The 21,019-nt window shown below is 69.7% G+C and carries 20 protein-coding genes; 10 read left to right on the forward strand and 10 right to left on the reverse strand.

Annotated features, from left to right (window positions below; translation table 11 throughout):
• Positions 1 to 294: 294 nt before the first annotated feature.
• On the reverse strand, positions 295 to 1,848 hold the full coding sequence (locus FDZ84_RS05605; RefSeq protein WP_168585013.1) for a DAK2 domain-containing protein: 1,554 nt from the start codon (positions 1,846 to 1,848) through the stop codon (positions 295 to 297).
• Positions 1,849 to 2,139: 291 nt separating this feature from the next.
• Between FDZ84_RS05605 and rpmB the strand changes: the two genes are divergently transcribed.
• A complete protein-coding gene (gene rpmB / locus FDZ84_RS05610; protein ID WP_093262649.1) occupies positions 2,140 to 2,331 on the forward strand; it encodes a 50S ribosomal protein L28 in 192 nt (63 codons plus the stop codon).
• Positions 2,332 to 2,504: 173 nt separating this feature from the next.
• Here the strand turns inward: rpmB and FDZ84_RS05615 are convergent, their stop codons facing one another.
• Complete coding sequence (locus FDZ84_RS05615) at positions 2,505 to 3,092, reverse strand: hypothetical protein (protein ID WP_168585014.1); 588 nt, start codon at positions 3,090 to 3,092, stop codon at positions 2,505 to 2,507.
• A 107-nt stretch (positions 3,093 to 3,199) separates the two neighbouring features.
• Positions 3,200 to 3,874: a uracil-DNA glycosylase gene (locus tag FDZ84_RS05620; protein ID WP_168585015.1), complete on the reverse strand. Its 675-nt coding sequence runs from the start codon at positions 3,872 to 3,874 to the stop codon at positions 3,200 to 3,202.
• A gap of 373 nt (positions 3,875 to 4,247) precedes the next feature.
• Here FDZ84_RS05620 and FDZ84_RS05625 point away from each other — a divergent pair, with 373 nt between their 5' ends.
• Positions 4,248 to 5,585 carry an MFS transporter gene (locus tag FDZ84_RS05625; RefSeq protein ID WP_168585016.1) on the forward strand — a complete coding sequence of 446 codons (1,338 nt, stop codon included), beginning with the start codon at positions 4,248 to 4,250 and terminating at the stop codon, positions 5,583 to 5,585.
• Between the two features lie 4 nt (positions 5,586 to 5,589).
• Here FDZ84_RS05625 and FDZ84_RS05630 read toward each other — a convergent pair whose 3' ends face one another.
• The gene (locus FDZ84_RS05630; RefSeq protein ID WP_246868824.1) at positions 5,590 to 6,555 is read right to left on the reverse strand and encodes a thiamine-phosphate kinase; all 966 of its coding nucleotides are present in this window, start codon (positions 6,553 to 6,555) and stop codon (positions 5,590 to 5,592) included.
• Positions 6,556 to 6,652: 97 nt separating this feature from the next.
• On the opposite strand from FDZ84_RS05630, the gene FDZ84_RS05635 reads away from it, so the two are divergent.
• From FDZ84_RS05635 to FDZ84_RS05645, 3 genes are all read left to right on the forward strand, one after another.
• Positions 6,653 to 6,886 (forward strand): Lrp/AsnC family transcriptional regulator, encoded by a 234-nt coding sequence (locus FDZ84_RS05635; protein ID WP_168585018.1) that lies wholly within the window; start codon positions 6,653 to 6,655, stop codon positions 6,884 to 6,886.
• A gap of 132 nt (positions 6,887 to 7,018) precedes the next feature.
• Positions 7,019 to 7,552 carry a DUF3515 domain-containing protein gene (locus FDZ84_RS05640; protein ID WP_371812790.1) on the forward strand — a complete coding sequence of 178 codons (534 nt, stop codon included), beginning with the start codon at positions 7,019 to 7,021 and terminating at the stop codon, positions 7,550 to 7,552.
• Between the two features lie 301 nt (positions 7,553 to 7,853).
• The gene (locus FDZ84_RS05645) at positions 7,854 to 8,924 is read left to right on the forward strand and encodes an IS110 family transposase (RefSeq protein ID WP_168585020.1); all 1,071 of its coding nucleotides are present in this window, start codon (positions 7,854 to 7,856) and stop codon (positions 8,922 to 8,924) included.
• A 99-nt stretch (positions 8,925 to 9,023) separates the two neighbouring features.
• Here the strand turns inward: FDZ84_RS05645 and FDZ84_RS05650 are convergent, their stop codons facing one another.
• Together FDZ84_RS05650 and FDZ84_RS05655 are read right to left on the reverse strand one after the other, a co-directional pair.
• Positions 9,024 to 10,115 (reverse strand): D-alanine--D-alanine ligase family protein, encoded by a 1,092-nt coding sequence (locus FDZ84_RS05650; protein ID WP_168585021.1) that lies wholly within the window; start codon positions 10,113 to 10,115, stop codon positions 9,024 to 9,026.
• A gap of 448 nt (positions 10,116 to 10,563) precedes the next feature.
• Positions 10,564 to 11,976, reverse strand: a complete 1,413-nt coding sequence (locus tag FDZ84_RS05655) for a PLP-dependent aminotransferase family protein (protein WP_168585022.1) — start codon at positions 11,974 to 11,976, stop codon at positions 10,564 to 10,566.
• Positions 11,977 to 12,036: 60 nt separating this feature from the next.
• Between FDZ84_RS05655 and FDZ84_RS05660 the strand changes: the two genes are divergently transcribed.
• Both FDZ84_RS05660 and FDZ84_RS05665 read left to right on the forward strand, forming a co-directional pair.
• The gene (locus tag FDZ84_RS05660) at positions 12,037 to 12,699 is read left to right on the forward strand and encodes a pyridoxamine 5'-phosphate oxidase family protein (RefSeq protein WP_246868825.1); all 663 of its coding nucleotides are present in this window, start codon (positions 12,037 to 12,039) and stop codon (positions 12,697 to 12,699) included.
• 39 nt (positions 12,700 to 12,738) lie between these two features.
• The gene (locus tag FDZ84_RS05665; protein ID WP_256413742.1) at positions 12,739 to 13,080 is read left to right on the forward strand and encodes an FMN-binding negative transcriptional regulator; all 342 of its coding nucleotides are present in this window, start codon (positions 12,739 to 12,741) and stop codon (positions 13,078 to 13,080) included.
• Between the two features lie 212 nt (positions 13,081 to 13,292).
• On the opposite strand, the gene FDZ84_RS05670 is transcribed toward FDZ84_RS05665, so the two are convergent.
• From FDZ84_RS05670 to FDZ84_RS05685, 4 genes are all read right to left on the reverse strand, one after another.
• Positions 13,293 to 13,760 carry a cysteine dioxygenase family protein gene (locus FDZ84_RS05670; RefSeq protein WP_168585024.1) on the reverse strand — a complete coding sequence of 156 codons (468 nt, stop codon included), beginning with the start codon at positions 13,758 to 13,760 and terminating at the stop codon, positions 13,293 to 13,295.
• Between the two features lie 333 nt (positions 13,761 to 14,093).
• On the reverse strand, positions 14,094 to 15,200 hold the full coding sequence (locus tag FDZ84_RS05675; protein WP_168585025.1) for a cystathionine gamma-lyase: 1,107 nt from the start codon (positions 15,198 to 15,200) through the stop codon (positions 14,094 to 14,096).
• Positions 15,201 to 15,370: 170 nt separating this feature from the next.
• Complete coding sequence (locus FDZ84_RS05680) at positions 15,371 to 16,378, reverse strand: NAD(P)H-dependent glycerol-3-phosphate dehydrogenase (RefSeq protein WP_168585026.1); 1,008 nt, start codon at positions 16,376 to 16,378, stop codon at positions 15,371 to 15,373.
• Positions 16,365 to 17,141, reverse strand: coding sequence for a 1-acyl-sn-glycerol-3-phosphate acyltransferase (locus FDZ84_RS05685; RefSeq protein ID WP_168585027.1), 777 nt, complete (start codon positions 17,139 to 17,141; stop codon positions 16,365 to 16,367). Before FDZ84_RS05685 ends, FDZ84_RS05680 begins: the two co-directional genes overlap by 14 nt.
• Positions 17,142 to 17,478: 337 nt before the next feature.
• Here FDZ84_RS05685 and tnpA point away from each other — a divergent pair, with 337 nt between their 5' ends.
• The 3 genes from tnpA (at position 17,479) to FDZ84_RS05700 (ending at position 21,016) form a co-directional block, all read left to right on the forward strand.
• Positions 17,479 to 17,898, forward strand: coding sequence for an IS200/IS605 family transposase (gene tnpA, locus FDZ84_RS05690; RefSeq protein WP_168585028.1), 420 nt, complete (start codon positions 17,479 to 17,481; stop codon positions 17,896 to 17,898).
• 75 nt (positions 17,899 to 17,973) lie between these two features.
• The gene (gene cofC / locus FDZ84_RS05695) at positions 17,974 to 18,717 is read left to right on the forward strand and encodes a 2-phospho-L-lactate guanylyltransferase (RefSeq protein WP_246868827.1); all 744 of its coding nucleotides are present in this window, start codon (positions 17,974 to 17,976) and stop codon (positions 18,715 to 18,717) included.
• A complete protein-coding gene (locus tag FDZ84_RS05700) occupies positions 18,710 to 21,016 on the forward strand; it encodes an RNA degradosome polyphosphate kinase (protein WP_168585029.1) in 2,307 nt (768 codons plus the stop codon). Before cofC ends, FDZ84_RS05700 begins: the two co-directional genes overlap by 8 nt.
• Positions 21,017 to 21,019: the final 3 nt, after the last annotated feature.

Below are 21,019 nucleotides of genomic sequence, written 5' to 3' on the forward strand. Positions count from 1 at the left end.
TCCGGAGGCAGCAGAGCCTCGTGGCGCGCTCTATTTTCACGTAGAGTGCGATCACGAGGGTGTCCAGGTCAGTCTTCACAAACGGATCACGGACGTCCTCGCCTCATGCCCGCAGGAATTTGGACTTACTCGTCCTAGCGAAGCGAACAGGCCATTCGCTCCACGCCGGTTGGCGCAGCGGAACCAGGCCGCTTGCGCTGGAGCTGCCACTGGAACCTCCAGACAGAACGAGGTCCCCAGCGGGCTCAGCACCTTCGGCGCTCAGGCCACGCGCACAACCGATCGGGACGGGCGCTACTCGACGCCGACGAGGAGGAGGGCGCCGAGGTCGCCGCCCGGGTAGCAGGCGAATTCCACCTCGGGATGGGAGTGCCGCAGGTGCTCGGCCAGCGCATCCGGCAGCCCCCCCGGGGCATCCGCCTGGACCAGCGCGGTGAGCAACTCGCCACCGATGGTGAGCATCCTGGTGACGAGATCGCGGGCCGCGGCCGGCACGTCGTCGCCGATGAGCACGACCTCGCCATCGATCAACCCAAGCACGTCGCCGGGCAGGCAACGGCCGACCCAGGTCAACGCCTCGGCATCGGCGATGCGCAGCTCGCCGCGCCGGGTCGCGGCCGCCGCCTCGGCCATCGCCACCTGGTCATCGGCCCGGCGGCGGCTCGGGTCGTGCACCGCGAGCGCGGCCAGTCCCTGCACCGGCGAGGCCATCGGCACCACGACCACGTCCTGCCCCTCGCCGATCACCCCGGACCGCTCCACCGCGGCGGCCGTCGCCGCGTCGTTGGGCAACACCACAACGTGCGCGGCACCGGTCGAATCGAAGGCCTCGCGCAGCCCGTCCGCGGTTAACTCCGTGCCGACGACCAGCACGTCGGCGCCCTCCGCGGCGAACAGCTCCCCCAGCGCGCCGCCGGGAACGCAGGCGAGCACCGCGACGTCCCGTGCGAAAGCGGCCTGCTGATCGGCGAACCTGGTGACCTTGATCCGGTGCACGCGCCCGGCCTCGATGCCCGCTTCGATCGCCGCGCCGATGTCGTCGCAGTGCACGTGCACGGCCCAGGAAGCCCCGCCGTCACCGACCACGGACACGCAGTCACCGAGCCCGCACAACGCTTCTCGCAGCGCCGAGACCCGGTCCTGATCGGTGTCGGCGAGCAGGTACATGATCTCGTACTCGTACTGCGACTCGTGCTCCAGCACTCCCGAATCCCCCGGGACCGGAGCCTTCGGCGCGAGCCACTCGCCGTCGCGAACCACCGCGTGGAGCGCGTCGAGCATGATCACCAAACCCCGCCCGCCGGCATCGACTACACCTGCGTCGGAGAGCACCGCGAGCTGCGCGGGCGTCGCAGCCAGAGCGCCGATGGCCGCTCGGGTCGCCTCGTGCACGACCACTTCCAGCTCGTCCGAACCAACCGCCGCACGCGCCGCAGCGCGCAACACCGACAGCACCGTGCCCTCGACGGGTTCGGCAACGGCCTGCCTGGCCAGCCCATCGGCGCGGACCAGCGCCGCGCCGAGCGCTCGGCCGTCCGCCTCCGCGACGTCGCGCAGCGACTCGGCGACCCCGCGCAGGGCCTGCGACAGCAGCATGCCCGAGTTCCCGCACGCACCACCGAGCGCGCCCTTGGACAGCGCGTCGAGGACACCGCCGAGCGTGTCCGGCTCGACCGCGTCCAGCGTTTCCACCGCCGCGCGCATCGTCTGCAGCAGGTTGGTGCCGGTGTCGCCGTCGGCGACCGGGTAGACGTTGATCCGGTCGATCGCATCGCGCTCGGCGACCAGCGCGGCCAGCGCCAGGTCCGCCCATCGGCGGGCAGCCGCCGCAGTCAGCGTCCGCAACACCCGCGACCTCCCACGCAACCACCTAGGATCGGATTGTCCGAGACTAGTCGCTGTCCGCGCCGGGTTCGGCCCGCGTCGGCACTCGTCCCCCCCCTCCGCCGAATGCGCCCTACCCGGTGGGCTAGACTGATCCGGTCCCAGGGTGGCGATGACCCCGGGCGACCGGGCTCTCCGGGAGGCCGCCGGCTACGGCGGTGAAGAGCAAGCGCTCACGCAAGTGCCCTCAGGCGAGGGTGATGCGCTTGCGGCTCTCATCGCTGTAACCGTCAAGCAAAGTAAGGGGTGTCTGACGTGGCTGCCGTCTGCGACGTCTGCGGTAAGGGACCAGGCTTCGGCAACTCGGTCTCGCACTCCCATCGGAAGACCAAGCGCCGGTGGAACCCGAACATTCAGACCGTGCACGCCAAGATCGGTCTTTCGCAGCGCAAGCGCATGAACGTGTGCACCTCTTGCCTGAAGGCCGGCAAGGTCGTCCGCGGCTGACGTGATTGCGCAGAAAACCCCGAGGCCGAGCGCCTCGGGGTTTTCTGCGTGCGCGCTCCGTCCGAGTCCCACGCACTGAACTGCGCCTCGACGTCAGGCAAGCGGCCTGAGCCGCTGCCCTTTTTCATCGTGCGCTACCTGCACCGCGGCGCAAAGCGACCGCGTGCCCTGGCTCACGAAGCGTGGTTCCGCCACTGGGGCCCGACCTTCTCCCACTCCGCGGCCCACGCGGCGAGCCGCCTGCGGGTCACGAACAACCTCACCCCGGCCAGCGCCACCCCGGTGAACATCGCCGAACCGATCAGCACGCCTGCCCCGGCCAGCCCGGCGGCTTGGGTAGCCTCGGCGCGGGTGAGCGGTGGCGCGGTCAGCTGACCCTGCTGGTCCAGCCACACTGGGACGGTGCCTGCCGCCGGGGTTCGCGCCGGCAGCTCGATGACCGCGAAGTGCTCGTCCGGCGGCTGCCCCCAGCGCACCGCTACCGGCCGCTGCGCGTTCCCGCCGGAATTACCGACCTCCGCGACGACCGTCGCCACCACCTGGTGCTTGGCGGCCTGCTCCCGATCCGCCTCGCCGAGCCGGTCGCGCAGCTCGGACTGCGCGATAACGATGGACGCCACCACCGTGACGACCGCGATCAGCACGACCACCAGCAGCGCGACGGGTTCGAAGTAGTCGGTGCGCCGCCGCAGCGGGTTCGCGCCCGGAAATATCCCGCGGACCCGACGCCGCAGGTCGTTTTCGCTCCGGCCGGCTCCCATAACGAGCCTTCTTCCGCCCCGAACGAATCTCCCGGCAAGGGCCAATGTACGACCGGGCGGAACCGAAATCCATACGCCGCGACCAGGCGGAACGGGTCGCGGGCCGACTAGGGCAGCTTCCAGTCCACGGGCTCGGCGCCGCGGCCGGCGAGGATCTCATTGACCCGGCTGAACGGGCGGGAGCCGAAGAAGCCGCGGTCGGCCGACATCGGGCTGGGGTGCGGCGATTCGACGCACTCCACTCCGGGCATCAGCGGGCGCAGGTCGCGGGCGTCGCGCCCCCACAGGACCGCCACCAGCGGCACTTCCCGGGCGGCCAGCGCGCGGATCGCCTGCGCGGTGACCTCCTCCCAGCCCTTGCCGCGGTGCGAGCCGGGCTTGCCGGGCCGGACCGTCAACGACCTGTTGAGCAGCAGCACGCCGCGCTCGGTCCAAGGCGTGAGGTCGCCGCTGGAGGGCTCGGGGTGGCCGAGGTCCTCGCTGTACTCGCGGTAGATGTTGACCAGGCTGCGTGGCGGCGCGACGCCGGGCGCGACGGAGAAGCTCAGGCCGACCGGGTGCCCGGGCGTCGGGTACGGGTCTTGGCCGACGATCAGCACCCGCACGTCGTGGAACGGCTGCTGGAAGGCGCGGAGCACGTTCTCCGGGGCGGGCAGGTACGTCCTGCCCTCGGCGACCTCGGTGCGCAGGAACTCGCCCATCTTCTTGATCTGATCGGCGACCGGTTCCAGGGCTTTCGCCCACCCGGCCTCCACGAGCTCATGCAGCGGACGTGCGGTCATGCGAGCACCCTAGCGAGCGACGGAGATCGACCTCGCGACAGCCCCAAGATCGACCGCAAATCTGTCTACGTGTTGCAAGTCACACTCGATCGAAGTAATGCGTCGCGCGATATCGCACACATCCGTATCCGGCCGTCACACAAAAGCATCATTTTCGCCCGTCATCCAGCAAATTGGGCTGTCAAATCAGCGACTCCGTGGCACAACGCGCAGGCCGTCCGATCGGTGACGTTTTGCATAAAGGAAATAACATCGGAATAACGCAATCCCGGTCTTTTGGTGGCCCTCCCCCAGGTCGCTCGGCTAGGTTCACCGGAGTTCGAATGACCCGTCGGGGGGCGGATGGCATGACCCGGAGGTGGGCCGAAAACTCATGACTTCGCAGGAAACAGCCGAAACATCAGCCGAGCAGCGATCCCTGCTCCGCCGCGCGGTCGGCGCAGCGGCAATCGGCAACTGCACGGAGTGGTACGACTTCGGCGTATATGCGTATGTGGCCGCATACGTCGGCCACCAGTTCTTCCCCGGCCCGCTGGAGACCGTCTCGGCCTTCGGTGTCTTCGCCATCTCCTTCCTGTTCCGGCCGCTGGGCAGCCTGTTCTTCGGGCCGCTGGGCGACCGGATCGGCAGGCAGAAGGTGCTGGCGGTGACGATCCTGCTGATGTCCGGCTCGACGTTCGTCATCGGTCTGCTGCCCACCTACGGGACCATCGGCATCTTCGCTCCGATGCTGTTGCTGCTGTGCCGGCTGTTGCAGGGCTTCTCCACCGGCGGTGAATACGGCGGCGCCGCGACCTACATCGCCGAGTTCGCGCCGGACCGCCGCCGCGGCTTCTGGGGAAGCTGGCTGGAATTCGGCACCCTCGTCGGATTCGGATTCGGCGCACTGGTGCCGACGATCCTGATCTTGAATTTGGACAGCGCCTCGATGGAAAGCTGGGGTTGGCGCATTCCGTTCCTGATCGCCGGTCCGCTCGGCGCCGTCGGCCTCTACCTGCGGAGCAAGCTGGAGGACACCCCGGCGTTCAAGAACCTGGAAGCGACCCACCAGGTCGCCAAGTCGCCGCTTAGGGACCTGATCAAGGAATGGTGGCGGCAGCTGCTGATCCTGATGGGCATCGTGGTGCTGATCAACGTCGCCAACTACACGATCCTGACCTACATGGAGACGTACCTCGGCGACGCGCTCCACGTGCCGGACGGCCAGGAGTACCAGGTGCTGCTCCCACTGCTGCTCACGGTCGTGTTCATGCTGGTGATCATCACTCCGGTGGGCGCGCTGTCGGACCGGATCGGCCGCAAGCCGCTGTTCCTGTCCGCGGCGATCTGCTTCATCGTGCTGCCGATTCCGGCGTTCTTGCTGATCTCCCAGGGCACCGTGCTGACCACGATCCTGGGGTTGGGCCTGCTCGCGATCGGGCACGTGCAGCTGATCGGACCGCTGGCGGCGACGCTCCCGGCGATGTTCCCGACGAAGGTCCGCTACGCGGCTTTCTGCATCGGCTACAACATCTCCACGGCGGCCTTCGGCGGAACCGCACCGCTGGTCAACGACGCCGTGGTCACCTCGACCGGCAACACCATGTTCCCGGCCTTCTACCTGATGGCCGCGGCCCTGGTGGCGCTGGTGCCGATCCTGCTGATGAAGGAAACGGCGAAGAAGCCGCTGATGCAGGACGCACCTGCCACGTCGGCATCGCCGGCGAACTGACGTCCTACCGCCAGTGCTCCCAGCCCCCCGAACCCTCGTACTCGCCGCCGTCCACCGTGACCCCGGAGCCCTCGGCGACGACCCCGAGCGCGCGCCAGCCCTCTGGCAACGGGCGCCCCGGCGGGAACGTCGCCACCAGCGCCTGGTCCTCGCCGCCGGTGAGCACCCAGTGGCGGGCGTCCGCGCCCAGCGCGGAGGCGACCTCGTTGAGCCGCTGCGGCACCTCGATCTGGTCGGTGCGGATGTCGATGGCCACCTGCGACGCCGCGGCGATGTGCCCGAGATCGGCCAGCAGCCCATCCGAGGTGTCCACCATGGACGTCGCGCCGGCGACGGCCGCCTGCGGTCCTGCCGCGTACGGCGGCTCCGGGACGCGGTGCGCGCCGACGACCGCGACCGGCGAGCGGAAACCCCGCCCCAGCACGGCCAGACCGGCCGCCGACCAGCCGAGCCGCCCGGCCACCGCGACCACGTCGCCGGGCCGGGCGCCCGACCGCGTCACCGGCTCCCGGCCCTGCAGGTCGCCCAGTGCTGTGATCGAGATCGTCAGTGAGGTCGCCGACACCATGTCGCCGCCGATGATGCCGATGCCGACCTGCTGTGCTTCTTCCCACATGCCCCCGAGGAGCTCATCGGCCACACTCGTCGGCAGGTCCGGCGGACAGGCCAGGCCCACCAGCAGGCCGGTGGGCACCGCGCCCATCGCGGCGATGTCCGACAGGTTCACCGCGACCGCCTTGCGGCCGACCTGGTGCGGTGTCGACCAGTCGAAACGGAAGTGCACCTGTTCCACCAGCACGTCGGTGGTAGCCACCACGCGGCCGTCCGGGGCCGCCAGGACGGCCGCGTCGTCCCCCGGCCCGAGTAACGTGCCCGGTGACTGCGGTCGCCCGGCAGTCACCCGATCGATGAGACCGAACTCACCCAACTGGGAAACGGTCTGTGCGTCCTGCGACGAATCAGGACCCAACTGGGACCTTCCTTTCTTGAGCATCCGCTCGGTCCAATGGGGTAGCTTTCTGCCAGTTTCCTACCCCGAGCACATCGGCAAGACGAAGGGGCACGCCGTGGTTCAGGCATACATACTCATCCAGACCGAAGTCGGCAAGGCCGCCGCGGTCGCCAACGAGATCGCCGGCTCGCCGGGCATCATCAGCGCCGAGGACGTCACCGGTCCGTACGACGTGATCGTGCGCGCCGAAGCCGAGAATGTCGACCAGCTCGGCAAGATGGTCGTCGCCAAGATCCAGAACGTCGAAGGCATCACCCGGACCCTCACCTGTCCTGTAGTGCACCTCTGACGACCCGCGGGTGGGCAGCCCGCACCCGGTAGGAGCACGGCCGGGCCGGTGGCCACACCCGGCAACGGCCGTGCTGTAGTGGACGACGTGGTTCATCAATCAGCGCCCGGATTGCCCCGGCCGGTGTTGATCGTGGCGATCACGCTCGGCGTACTCCTCGCCCTAGCGGTCGCCGGCATCGGCGCGTACGGCTGGTATGGCGAGCACCAGGCGCAAAAAGCTGCAGCAGAAGCGGAAGCGGCCCGGCGAAGCGGGCCGCTTCCGCTCGCTCCGGTCCCGGCGCCGAAGGCGTCGTCGCAGGAATGCGCGACGGTGCTCGCGGCGCTGCCGAGCGAGCTCGCAGTAGGCGGCGAGCTCGTACCGCGCCGCGCGCTGGCGGAGCCGGCGGCGGCGGGAGCCGTCGCCTGGGGAGACGCGAAGCACGACCCGCTGACGGTGCGCTGCGGCATCGACGCGCCCGCGGAGCTGACGCCGACGGCGCAGCTGGTGGACGTCTTCGGCGTCAGCTGGCTGGAGATCAACCAAGGTGGCGACACCTCGTGGCTGGCGGTCGACCGCCCGGTGTACGTCGCGCTCACCGCTCCGGAGCGCACCGGAACCGGCCCCCTCCAGGACCTTTCCAACATCCTCCGCAACACCCTCCCCAAGCAACCGGTCTTCCCCTGACCGGCGCCCTCGAACGGGGACTGCTCGGACGTGAACGGACCATTCGCACCGCCTAACGCAGCGAACGGACAGTGATGATGTGTGTAGTGACGCCGCTGGTGGGTCTGACCCTCGAACGGACTGACGGCTTGCCTGTCCTGGAACGGATCTGTCGGCCTTACCGGGCGTTGCTACGCACGCGGCCGGACGGGCGTTTGTGACCTTATAGGAGCTTGGCTAGAAGCCCCGTCACTGTCTTGTCCTCCCGCCCGACCGGCGCGTGCCGCCCGAGGTAACGGACACAAGGACGGACAGGACCAGCATGACGCAAGAAAGCCCGCGGGTCATCGGCGGAGTCGATTCCCATGGCCAGACCCATCACGGCGCGGTGATCGACCAGGTGGGCCGGCACCTGGCCGACAAGGAGTTCCCCACCACCACCGATGGCTACCGGCGGCTACTGGAATGGATGCGGTCGCACGGACAGCTCGTCGCGATCGGGGTCGAGGGAACCGGTGCCTACGGCGCCGAGCTCGCCCGGGTACTCACCGCCTCTGGCATCACCGTCATCGAGGTGGATCGCCCCGACCGTAAAACCCGTCGCCTAAAAGGAAAAACAGACCCGATCGATGCCTACGCCGCAGCCACCGCGGTCCTGGCCGAACGCGCCACCGGCATCCCGAAAAGCCGTGACGGTGTGGTCGAGGCCATCCGCGCCCTGCGCGTGACCCGCACCAGCGCGGTCAAAGCCCGCACCCAGGCGATCAACCAGATCCATTCACTGCTGGTCTCCGCACCCGCGGTGCTACGCGAACAGACCATTGGCCTGAACACCGCCGCACTGATCACCACCCTGGCCCGGCTACGACCCGGCCAGGACCTAGCCCACCCGGCGACGGCCACCCGCGCCGCCCTGCGCCTACTGGCACGGCGCTACCAGGCCCTCGACACCGAGATCGCCGAACTCGACAACGCCATCGCCCCGCTGATCCTGCAGGCCTGCCCGGAGCTGCTGGAACTCCGCGGCGTCGGCACCCAGACCGCCGGTACCCTCCTGGTTGCCGCCGGCGACAACCCCGAACGCATGCGCTCCGAAGCCGCGTTCGCCCACCTCACCGGAGCCGCCCCCATCCCCGCCTCCTCCGGCCGCACCGACCGCCACCGCCTCGACCGCGGCGGCAACCGCGCCGCCAACAACGCCCTCTACACCATCGTCCTGGTCCGCATGCGCCACGACGAACGAACCCGCGCCTACGTCGAACGCCGCACCCAGGAAGGACTCACCAAAAAAGACATCATCCGCTGCCTCAAACGCTACGTCGCCCGCGAGGTCTACCACGCACTCACCACCACCCCCACAACACAACAAACCCCTCCAAAAACCGCCGCTTGACATCTATAGGAGCATCCATTCGCCCCAACTCGGTTATGAAGCGAACGGACAGTGTGCGCCTTCTAGCGCGGTTAACAGGCCGTTCGCTTCGATTTTTCGTCAGCGGAGGCCGGTGCCTCGGGCGATCGCCGTTTCGATCAGCGTGGTCAGCAGGGTCGGGTAGTCGATGCCCGTGTGCGCCCACATCCGCGGGTAGAGCGAGATCGCCGTGAAGCCCGGCATCGTGTTGACCTCGTTGACGATCAGCCGGCCGTCCCCGGCGAGGAAGAAGTCGACCCGCGCCAGGCCCTGGCACTCCAGGGCGCGGAAGGCGCGCACCGCGGCATCGCGCAGCTCCTCGATCGCGTCGTCGCCGATCTTGGCCGGGATGTCGAACTCGGTGACGTCGTCGAGGTACTTGGATTCGTAGTCGTACCAGTCGGAATCGCCGGTCACCCGGAGTTCGGCGGGCTGTGAGGCCTCGATCCGGCCGTCCGGGAACTCCAGCACGCCGCACTCGATCTCGCGTCCCACCACCGCCGACTCGATGATCACCTTCGGGTCGGTGCGCCGCGCCTCGGCGATCGCCGCGTCCAGTTCGGCCCAGTCGTCGACCTTGCTGATTCCCAGCGACGACCCGGCCCGCGCTGGCTTGACGAACACCGGCAGCCCGAGCCGCTCGCGCTGCGCGTCGTCCAGCTTGGCCTGGTCGCGGCGCAGCACCTCGTAGCGCCCCACCTCCAAGCCCTCCGCGGCGAGCAGCTTCTTGGTGTACTCCTTATCCATCGACACGGCGCTTGAGAGCACGCCCGGCCCGACGTAGGGCACGTCGGCCATCTCCAGCAACCCCTGGATGGTGCCGTCCTCGCCGAACGCGCCGTGCAGCACCGGGAACACCACGTCGACCGACGACAGCACCTCGCCGCCCCGGCCCGGCTCCAGCAGCACCAGCTCGCGGCGGGTGGGGTCGCCGGGCAGCGCGATGGCCGTGTTCGGCGCGACCTCGGGCGCCTGGCGGTCCCGGATCTCCAGCTGCTTCGGGTCGTCGGTGCCCAGCACCCAAGCGCCCTCGCGGGTGATGCCGACCGGCAGGATCTCGAAACGGTCCTGGTCGAGGTGAGCGAGCACGCTACCGGCGGACACGCAGGAGATGCCGTGCTCGGTGCTGCGTCCGCCGAAGACGACGGCCACCCGGGTCTTGCGCTGTGTCATGCGCCGGACCATACCTGCCGCATTCGGAGGTCGTTTCACAACGGCTTGGTTGGAGACCTCGAGGTGGGACGCGCGTGATCTTCGACTCGGAACCGCTCCTAGGGTGAGTGGCGGAAGAAAACCCGTGAGCGTTTGTGGGTGCCATAGCACCCAAAAACACTCACGGCGTCCTGCGTACCGAAACGCTCGTAGCGATCCGCATAACCGGCCCGAAAACGACGTCACCACCGCCAGCATGTCCCGCACCAACTCCGACTCCAACTCCGACTCCGCCGATGAATCCGACTCCTCATCCGTACCGGTCACCTCCAGATCAACGCCGAACGCAGGCAAAAAACACATCCCGGATCACCCCGATACCGAACCGGGCTAAACGCTCCTCACAGCGCCCAACCCGCGACGACGCAAGCGAGTTCCGCCCGGCAAGCGCCTGACCTGGCGAAGTGCGTCACCTCTTTCCGCACAGCTGGGCCAGGATCGGCAGCGCGCGTTCCAGTTCGCTGCGCGAGCACGCGGCGTAGCCGAGCGCCAACCCGAACCACTGCTGCGGACCGCAGTGGTGGCGTCGCAGCCCGTCGAGCACCAGGCCGCGTTCGGCGGCCGCCGCGACCACCCGCTGCTCGGTCTCCGCGTCCGGCAGCGGCAGCACCACGTGCGCCCCGGCCCGGTCCCCGAACACCTCGACGTCCTCGGCGGCGAGCTTGTCCACCACGAGTGCCCGGCGCTGCGAGAGTTCTCGCCGCAGCCGCCGCAGGTGGCGCCCCAGGTCGCCGTGGCGCGCGAGTTCCACCAGCACGCGCTGCCCTGCCGGGGCCGGGCTGGTGCCGGTGAGATCCCGGTGCTGCAGCACCGAAGCGGCGACCTTGTCTGGTGCCAGCATCCAGCCGGCTCCCAGTGTCGGGGTGAGGATCTTGCTGGTCGTGCCCAGGTGCACGACGACGTCCGGGGCCATCGACGCGAGCACTGGCAGCGGCGCCACGTCGTAGCGGAGCTCGCCGTCGTAGTCGTCCTCGATGATCAGCCAGCCCTCGGAACGCGCCCGCTCCACCAGGGCGATCCGGCGCTCCGCGGGCAGCCGGCCGCCGATCGGGTACTGGTGCGCGGGCGAGCAGTAGACCGCCCGCACGCCGCGCGGAATGGCATCGACCACGATTCCCGCGTGGTCGACCGGAGCCGGCACCACCCGCACGCCCGCCGCCCGCAGCGCGCCCACCGCTCGCTGGTAGCCGGGCTCCTCCACGGCGACCGTCGCGCCACGGCGCAGCACCGCGGATGCCAGCTCGAAGACGGCCGACGTGGTGCCGGCGGTGGCCAGCACGTTCTCCACCGTCAGGCCGCCGACGACCAGACCGCGGTGCCGCAGCAGGTGCTCGACGATGGCTTCGCGGTACTCGACCGCCCCGGCACGATGCGGCCTGGAATCGGGCCCGGTGTCAGCCGCCGCGCGCCAGGCCCGGCGCCACGCCGCCCGGTCGATGCCCTCCACCCACGGCACGCCGGGTGTCAGCACGACCACCGGTTCGTCCGGTCGGCTGTCGCCGTGCTTGGCTCCTGCGGCGGCCTCGGTCTGAGAACCGGGCGGGCTCGTGGTGACGTAGGTGCCCGAGCCGCGCCGGCCGGCGATCCAGCCCTCGGCGTGCAGCTGCTCGTAGGCGGCGGCTGTCACGGTTCGGCTCACCGCGAGGTGGCGGGCGAGCGCGCGCGTGGACGGCAGGCGGTCGCCACCGCGGAGCTGCCCCTTCGTCGCCGCATGCCGCAGCGCGTCGGCGAGCTGCACGGCGAGCGGTCGGCGGTCGTCGCGGTGCAGCTCGATGGCCAGCTCCAGCAGCGGCGAGCTGGCCGCGGGCACGGAATGTGGCATTTCGAAATTCTCCCTGATTGGCACTTCGATAATGCCACTTTCTTAAAGATCCTGTTCCACGTGACCCGACAGCTCTCCACCACAGACCGGACCACCATCCGTCGCGGCAGCGCGCGGGCCCGCACCGAGCGCAGCGACCTGCACGCCACCCTGGACGCGGGCCTGATCTGCCACCTCGGGCTGCTGATCGACGGTTCGCCCCGGGTGCTGCCCACCGGCTACGGCCGCAGCGGCGACACTCTCTACGTCCATGGTTCGACCGGTGCGCGCAGCCTGCGGGAGGCCGCCGAAGGCGTCGAGGTCTGCGTCACCGTCACCCACCTCGACGGGATCGTCTACGCACGCTCGCTGTTCCACCACTCCGTGAACTTCCGCTCCGCGATGATCCACGGACGCGCCCGGGACGTCACCGACGTCGACGAGAAGCTGCAGGCGCTGCGGGTGATCACCGAGCAGCTCGCGCCCGGTTCGTGGGAGCACGCGCGGCAGCCGAACAAGAGGGAGCTGGCTGCGACGGCGGTCATCGCCGTTGACCTCGCCGAGGCGGCGGTGAAGATCCGCAACGGCGGGCCCAACGACGACGCCGAGGACGTCGAGGAAGCCACGGCCTGGGCCGGGGTGCTCCCGCTGAGAACGCACTGGGGCCCGCCGGAACCGTCGGCGGACCTCCCGTCGGGGTTCGAGGTTCCGTCGCACGTCGGCGAACGGGAGCAACCGGCATGAGCATCGTGGAGCTGGAAAATCTCGGCGGCGACCGACCTGCTGCACCTCACGCGCCCCAACCCGATCTGGCGCGCGCTGGAGCACGATCCGCGCCGCGTGCTGTCGATTGTGGACGACTACGCCTACATCCCCGGCCCGTGGTGGGTCGAGGGCGACACCCCGACCAGCTCGGGCGTGCCGACGAGCAACTACGCCAGCGTGCAGCTCTCGGGCGAAGCGGAGCTGGTGGACGCCCCGGCCGCCAAAGGCCACCCTGCTGCAACGCCAGGTGGAGCGCTTCCAGCCGGCGGGCGGGACTGCCGAGATCGCCGCGCACGACGGTCCGTTCCACCGGATGCTCAAGGGAATCCGCGGGCGCGGTCCTTCACGTCGAGTCCGTGACGGCGAAGTTCAAGTACGGCGACAACAAATCGGTGTCGCTAAATCTAAATCGGTGTCGCTGCGGGACTCGGTCGCCCGCCGGCTGGCCGAAGGGACGGTCCCGGGACCGGGCCACGGCCGCCCAGCAACTCCGCCGCATGCGGCGGCGCGCCGAATCCTGACGGTGCCGGAACTCCGCAGTTTCAGCTGAAACTGCGGACCCGCGATGTCGGTCACTCCTGGCTGAGGCCGGTGACGGGGTCGTTGGTGTAGAGGGTCATCCGGGCGCGGGTGGGCCGGTAGACGTGGATGCTCACCGCCGGGTCCGGGCCGTTGTTGTGCACCTGGTGCACGTAGTCCGGGCCGAAGACGCGGGACTGGCCCGCCACCAGCGGGTGCAGCACCTCGTTGCCACCGCGTTGGACGACGCGCTCGGTCAGGGTGCCGGTGACCACGGTGAAGGCGCCGGTGGCACCGCCGTGGTCGTGCAGATCGGTGCGCTGGCCCGGCAGCCAGCTCAGCAGCCACGCCTCGTAGCTCGCGGTACGCGTGATCAGGCCGGACCACCGCTGGTCCGGGTCGTAACGCAGCAGGTGCGTCCACGAGCCGCGGTCGGCAGCGAGTTCACGGGCGATGCGGACCGGGTGCGCGATGGTGAGATCGGCAGGCGCGGCAACGGTATTCGGAGGAACGGCGAACACGGCGGTTGTCCTTCGGGATCGTGATGAGCCCCGGGGCCGTCAGCGCGCGCACCGGCGCGCCGGAAACACCCGGGAATTACGGGAGAACGATCAACACGAAGAACACAGACAGAGCGCGCTGGCGACGCGGCGCAGGTCGATGTGACCCCGTCGATCAGTCATAGCACGCAACAACACGCCGTGAACTGAACCAGTCCGCCGCCCTCACGTCAACTCGAACCCGCAAGATCTCACACTGCGGCACCGCGATTTCAATGGAAATCGAAGGTGCCAGGTTCGACGCAGGGCGCCCAACTGTTCGGGAAGCTGGGTAAAGATGTGAACCCGCGGGCGTCAGGCGAGTGCCTGCAGGGCGTCCGCGACCAGGTCCGCGGGGTCTTCGCAGCCCGCGGAGAACCGGACGAAGCCCGCCGGCACCGGGTCGCCCCACTGGGCCCGGCGGTCGACCGTGCTGTGCAGGCCGCCGAAACTCGTCGCCGCCACTACCAGCTCGCTGCGCCGGACGAACTCGTCGACCGCCGCCGCATCCGCCAGCTCGAACCGGAACACCCCGCCCCAGCGGCGCATCTGCCGCCGTGCAAGATCGTGCGCCGGATCACCAGGCAGGCCGGGCCAGCGCAGCCCGGAAACCGCCGGGTGCCCGCGCAGCGCCTCGACGAGCGCGGCGGCATTCTCGGCCTGCCGCGCCAACCTCAGGTCCAGCGTGCCCATGCTGCGGTGCGCCAGCCAGGTCTCGAACGGGCCGGGGATCGAGCCGGACAGCGTCCGCGCCCGCACGAGCCGCTGCGCCAGCTCCTCGTCGCGGACCGACACGTGCCCCATCAGGATGTCGCTGTGCCCGGACAGCGCCTTGGTGTCGCTGGCCACCACGATGTCCGCGCCCAGCTCCAGCGGTCGCTGCCCGAGCGGCGTCGCCGTGGTGTTGTCCACCGCCAGCAGCGCACCCGCGGCGTGCGCGCGGTCGGCGAGCTCCGCGATGTCGCACACGTCCAGCCCGGGGTTCGACGGGGTTTCCAGCAGCACCAGGCGAACCCCGGCGAACACGTCGTCGTGCCAGGGGCCCGGCGTGTCGATCTCCCGGACGTCCAGCCCCAGGTCGCCCAGCTCGTCGCGCACGAACTGGCGCGTCGCGTAGTACCCGTCGCTGGGCAGGACCACCGCGTCGCCGGGGCGCAGCAGCGCACGCAGCAGGGTGCTGATCGCCGCCATGCCGGACGGCAGCAGGACGCAGTGTCCGCCGTCGAGGTCGCCGATGGCCGACTCCAGCGCCCGCCAGGTGGGATTGCCCGCCCGGCCGTAGAAATCGCTGCCCTGGACGTCCGCACCCAGGTGGAACGGCGCGGCGAAGACCGGCCCCGGCAGCAGCGGCGTCCCGCCGGCCGGTTCCGGGTGCCCGCCGCGCACGCACCGCGTCCCGTCGCCAAGATCCGATGTGGTCACAACTCTCCTGCCTCTTGCCGCCGTGCGTTTCCGAGCCCGGACTCGGGCACATTCTGCGTAGGTGGTCCGGGAACCTCGGTCCCGGAGCAACGCGCGTTCAAGCCTCGCCGAGGATCCGCGACGATGCCCGTTCGCGTGCCCGGGTGGTTTCGAAACGGCCGCGCGCGAGTTCACTCGGGTTTGCGCTCGCGGCCGAGCAGTTCGGCGGCCGCCGGGGCGGGTGCGAGTCCCTCGTGGCAGACCCGGTGCACCACGTCCGTGATCGGCATCTCGACGCCGTGCCGCGCCGCCAGCTGCCGGATCGACGAGCACGATTTCACGCCCTCGGAAACCTGCCCGTGCGCCGCCTCCTGCGCCTGTGCCATGGTTTCGCCGCGCCCCAGCCGCTCGCCGAAGGTCCGGTTGCGCGACAGCGGCGACATGGCGGTGGCGACCAGGTCGCCCAGCCCCGCGAGGCCCGCGAACGTCATCCGGTCGGCGCCCAGCGCGACGCCGAGCCGAGTCGTCTCGGCCAGGCCGCGGGTGATCAGCGAGGACATCGTGTTGTGCCCGAACCCCAACCCTGCGGCCATCCCGCACGCGAGCGCGATCACGTTCTTGCACGCCCCGGCGATCTCGATGCCGACGAGGTCCGTGTTGGTGTAGGGCCGGAAGTACGGCGTCGAGCAGGCGTGCTGCAGCGCGACGGCGCGGCCGTGGTCCGGGCACGCCACCACGGTGGCGGTCGGTTGCTCGGCGGCGATCTCCTTGGCCAGGTTGGGCCCGGAGACGACCGCGACGTGCGCCATCGGCACGTCGGCGACCTCGCCGACAACCTCGCTCATCCGTTTCAGCGTGCTCAGCTCTACGCCCTTGGCCAGGCTCACCAGCGTCGCTTCGGACGGCAGCAGGGGCTGCCACCCGGCTAGGTTCTCGCGCAGCGTCTGGCTGGGCACCGCGAGCACCACCGCGCTCGCGCCGTAGACGGCAACGGCGGCGTCGTCGGTGGCGCGCAGCGTCGGAGGGAGCTGGATGTCCGGTAGGTACGCGGGGTTGCTGCGGCTTTCGTTGATAGCCGCGGCGATCTCCGCGCGCCGCGCCCACAGGACGACTTCGTTGCCCGCGTCGGCGAGCACCTTCGCGAACGTGGTGCCCCAGGAACCGGCACCGAGGACCGTGATCCGCTCAGGCCTCGCCATCGTCACCCCGGCTCTTGCGGGCAGGGCTGTAGAACTCGGTCGGCGGCTGCTCGCCGCGGATCTCGCCGAGCAGATCCCGCACGCCCGTCATCGCCAGGTGCGTGACATCCCGCAGTGCGTGCGTGTCGTGCTCCATGCCGCGGTAGGCCGACAGGTCCAGCGGCTCGCCGAAGGCGATTCGCACGATCTTGCGCGGGAACGGCCGGAACTTCTTCTCGTAGTGGTCGTAAATGTCCCGGGTGCCCCAGCGGGCCGCCGGGATCACCGGGATGTCGTGCGCCAGCGCCAGCCGCGCCACCCCGACCTTCGGCGTCATCGGCCAGCCGTCCGGGTCCTTGGTGATGGTGCCGTCCGGGTAGATCACGATCGTCTTGCCGTGTTGCAGGGCGTCGTGCGCGTCCCGCAGGCTCTTCCGCGCGTCGGCAGTGCCGCGGTAGACCGGGATCTGCTCGACGCCGACCAGGACGCTCTTGAGCACCGGCACGTTCCAGAGCGTGTTCTTCGCGAGGAACCGCGGCACCCGGCCGGCGCGGTGCACGGTCACGGCATCGAAGATCGGGTCCAGGTGAGAGACGTGGTTGAACACCAGCAGCGCGGGCCCCTCGGCGGGGATGCGCTCCAGCCCCGTCACCTCGGTGCGGGCCAGCGCCGCGGTCAGCGGGTAGAAGACCCCGCGGGTGAGGCCGAGCCAGAACTTGCCCATGCCCTGCGCCTTTTCGCTGGTCTGCCTCCGCTGGCGCCGGAGGCTCTTCGGTTCCGCCACGGGATCTCCTTCAACTGGTCGCAAGCGCCCCGACAAGTTACCTGCCGGGCCGGGCGACCAGACATCCCGCACGGCCGAACCGAATGGGTGCCGCGCCCGGGTGCGGTATCCCTGTGACGCGGGCTTGCCCTTCGCCGGCCGACGCCGGGCCTCCGCGTGGTGCGCCTGACGGCAAGTGACCACGCACTGGTTCCATACCCGCCGGCACCGATCCCCGCTCGGCCAGCAGCGCACGCCGGGAGGCCGACGACAAGCGAAGCCGGTACGTGTACCGGGCATGCCCGGCCTCCCCGGTCGTCACCGCTGTCGCCAGGTGGATCACTGTAGCATTTAGTTTATGGCCATCGAAAGCGAGTTCCGCACTGGCAGACACGTAGTTTCCCTCATGCATGCCCACTTGGTTTTCGTCACGAAGTACCGGCACCCTGTGTTCACCGACACACACCTGACCCGCATGGAAGAAATCATGCGGGAGGTATGCGGCGACTTCGAAACCGAGCTGGAAGAGTTCAACGGCGAAGCCAACCACGTGCATCTGCTGGTCAGCTTCCCGCCCAAGGTCGCGGTGTCGAAGCTGGTCAACTCCCTCAAGGGAGTATCCTCCCGGCTGTTGCGTAAGGACTTCGAAGACCTGCAGTTCGCTTACTGGAGAGGTGCCCGGCTGTGGTCGGGCTCGTACTTTGCCGGGTCGGCCGGTGGCGCTCCCATTTCCGCGGTACGCCAGTACATCGAACGGCATACCCGTCCCGCTATTTGAGTGGTCGGCTCAAGCACGGAATCGACGCGCTTTCTCCCCGCCTAAAGAACCGGGCATCCGCGCTACGTTTCTTCGGTGACCGCAGGGTTGTTCCTCATCGTGCCGATCAAGCCGTTGCACCTGGCGAAGTCGCGGCTGCTCGGCGCCGCCGACCGGGGGGCGCGCCGGCCGGCCGCGCACGCCGACCTGGTCACAGCCGTGGCATTGGACACAGTGACCGCCGCGCGCCAGGCGCCGGGCGTCGCCGGAGTCGTGGTGGTGACCTCCGACCCGACGCTCACCGAGGCGTTCACCGCCGACGGAGTCGAGGTTCTCGCGGACACCCCCGCCGCCGGGCTGAACGCCGCGCTGCGGCACGGCGACGCCCAGCTGCGGCAGCGGACCGCCACATCGCGAGTCGGGGCGTTGCAGGCGGATCTGCCCGCCCTGCGGCCCACCGACCTCGCCGCCGCCATCAGCGCCGCCGGGGACGATCGCGCGTTCTGCCCCGACCGGCAAGGCACCGGCACCACGCTGCTGCTGGCCGTGCCCGGCCAGCCGCTTGCCCCCCGCTTCGGGCCCGGCTCCGCCGACGCGCACGCCGGGTCCGGGGCGAAGACGCTCCTGGGCGGCTGGGACTCGCTGCGCTGCGACGTGGACACCGAGGCCGATCTGGCCGTCGCGATGACGCTAGGTCTCGGCCCGAACACCGCCCGCCGGATTTCCTCCAGCGGCGCTCGCCCGCCTGGTGTTCAAGGACCCGTACGGGAGTGTTCACCCCAAGACCGCGAACGTCACATGGCCACGTCAGCGGTCGATTCAGAACGCCCTGATGAGTGACAATGGGCTGGTGAGCACCGACAGCAGCGACAGGGTCCCGAAGCAGCCCGCCAAGCGAACCTCCAACGGCCGGTCCGCGCAGCGGACGCCACGCCCCGCTCGCCGCGCCGGCAATCCCGTCGCTGCCGACGCACCGGCAGCCAGCACTGCGGCCACCCCGGAGGCGGCCCAGACCACGACCTCCGAGGGCGCCCGGGTTCCGGCGGCCCCGCCCGCGGTGACCCGCGCGGCTGCCACCACCGACCTGCCCGAGGAACGCTACCTCAACCGCGAACTGTCCTGGCTGGACTTCAACGCGCGGGTGCTCGCGATCGCCGAGGACCGGTCGCAGCCGGTGCTGGAGCGCGCCAAGTTCCTCGCGATCTTCGCGTCCAACCTGGACGAGTTCTACATGGTCCGGGTCGCCGGGCTGAAGCGCCGCGAGGAAACCGGGCTTTCGGTGCGCAGCTCCGACGGGCTCACCCCGCACGAGCAGCTGGTCCGGATCTCCGCCCGCAACCAGGACCTGGTGGAGAAGCAGGGCCGGGTCTTCCTCGACGATCTCCTGCCGGAGCTGGCGGCGCACGGCGTTCGGTTCCTGCGCTGGTCCGAGCTGGGGAGCGACGACCAGGCCAAGCTGAGCCGCTACTTCGAGGACCACATCTTCCCGGTCCTCACGCCGCTGGCGGTCGACCCGGCGCACCCGTTCCCCTACATCTCGGGGCTATCGCTGAACCTCGCGGTCACCGTCGCCGACCCGGACGCCGGGCTGCGGCGCTTCGCGCGCGTCAAGGTGCCCGACAACGTGCCGCGGCTGATCCGCGTCGAATCCGACCGGGAGAACGAGACCGCCACCTTCCTGCCGCTGGAGGAACTCATCGCCGCGCACCTCGGGAAGCTGTTCCCCGGGATGCGGGTCGCCGAGCACCACATCTTCCGGGTCACCCGCAACGCCGACCTGGAGGTCGAGGAGGACCGCGACGAAGACCTGCTGCAGGCGATGGAGCGGGAACTCGCGCGCCGCCGCTTCGGGCCGCCGGTGCGGCTGGAAGTGACCGACACGATGAGCGAGAACATGCTCGAACTCCTGTTGCGCGAGCTGGAGGTCGACCAGCACGACGTGGTTGAGGTCAAGGGACTGCTGGACCTGTCGTGCCTGTTCCAGCTGGACCGGTTGCAGCGCCCGGACCTCAAGGAGTCGCCGTTCGTGCCCGCGACGCACCCGGCGTTCGCCGAGGGCCAGACGCCGAAGAGCATCTTCTCCACGCTGCGCGAGGGCGACGTGCTGGTGCACCATCCCTACGACTCGTTCTCCACGTCGGTGCAGCGGTTCATCGAGCAGGCCGCGGCCGACCCGCACGTGCTGGCCATCAAGCAGACGCTGTACCGGACTTCCGGTGACTCGCCCATCGTCAACGCCCTCATCGACGCCGCCGAAGCGGGCAAGCAGGTGGTGGCGCTGGTGGAGTTGAAGGCGCGGTTCGACGAGCAGGCCAACATCCAGTGGGCGCGGACCCTGGAGCGCGCCGGGGTGCACGTCGTCTACGGCCTGATGGGGTTGAAGACGCACTGCAAGACCGCGCTCGTGGTGCGCCAGGAAGGTTCCACGATCCGCCGCTACTGCCACCTGGGCACCGGCAACTACAACCCGAAGACCGCGCGAATGTACGAGGATCTGGGCCTGCTGACGGCCTCCCCGGAGATCGGCGCCGACCTCACCGACCTGTTCAACGTGCTCACCGGCTACGCCCGGCACGGCCAGTATCGCCGGATTCTGGTGTCGCCGCAGGGCATCCGCAACGGCATCGTGGAGCGCGTAGAGGCCGAGATCGAGCGTGCCCGGCAGGGGTTGCCGTGCGGCATCAGGATGAAGGTGAACTCGCTGGTCGACGAGCAGATCATCGACACCCTGTACCGGGCTTCGCTGGCCGGTGTGCCGGTGCGCGTGGTGGTGCGCGGGATCTGCTCGCTGAAGGCCGGCGTGGAGGGTCTGAGCGAGAACATCGAGGTGCGCTCGATCCTGGGCCGCTTCCTGGAGCATTCCCGGGTGTTCCACTTCGTCGGCATCGACGAGCACTGGATCGGCAGCGCCGACATGATGCACCGCAACCTGGACCGGCGGATCGAAACCCAGGTGCAGGTCACCGACATCAAGCTCACCCGGCAGCTCGACGCGATGCTGGATTCGACGCTGCACCCGGCCACCCGCTGCTGGGTGCTCAACGCGAAGGGCGACTGGGAGGCGTCGCCGCGCAGCGGAGAGCAAGTTCGCGATCACCAAGCGGAAATGCTGCGCCTGCACGGCGCCAAGGTGTCCTGAGGA

It is taken from the genome of Saccharopolyspora sp. ASAGF58 (assembly GCF_012277335.1).
GTDB lineage: Bacteria > Actinomycetota > Actinomycetes > Mycobacteriales > Pseudonocardiaceae > Saccharopolyspora > Saccharopolyspora hattusasensis.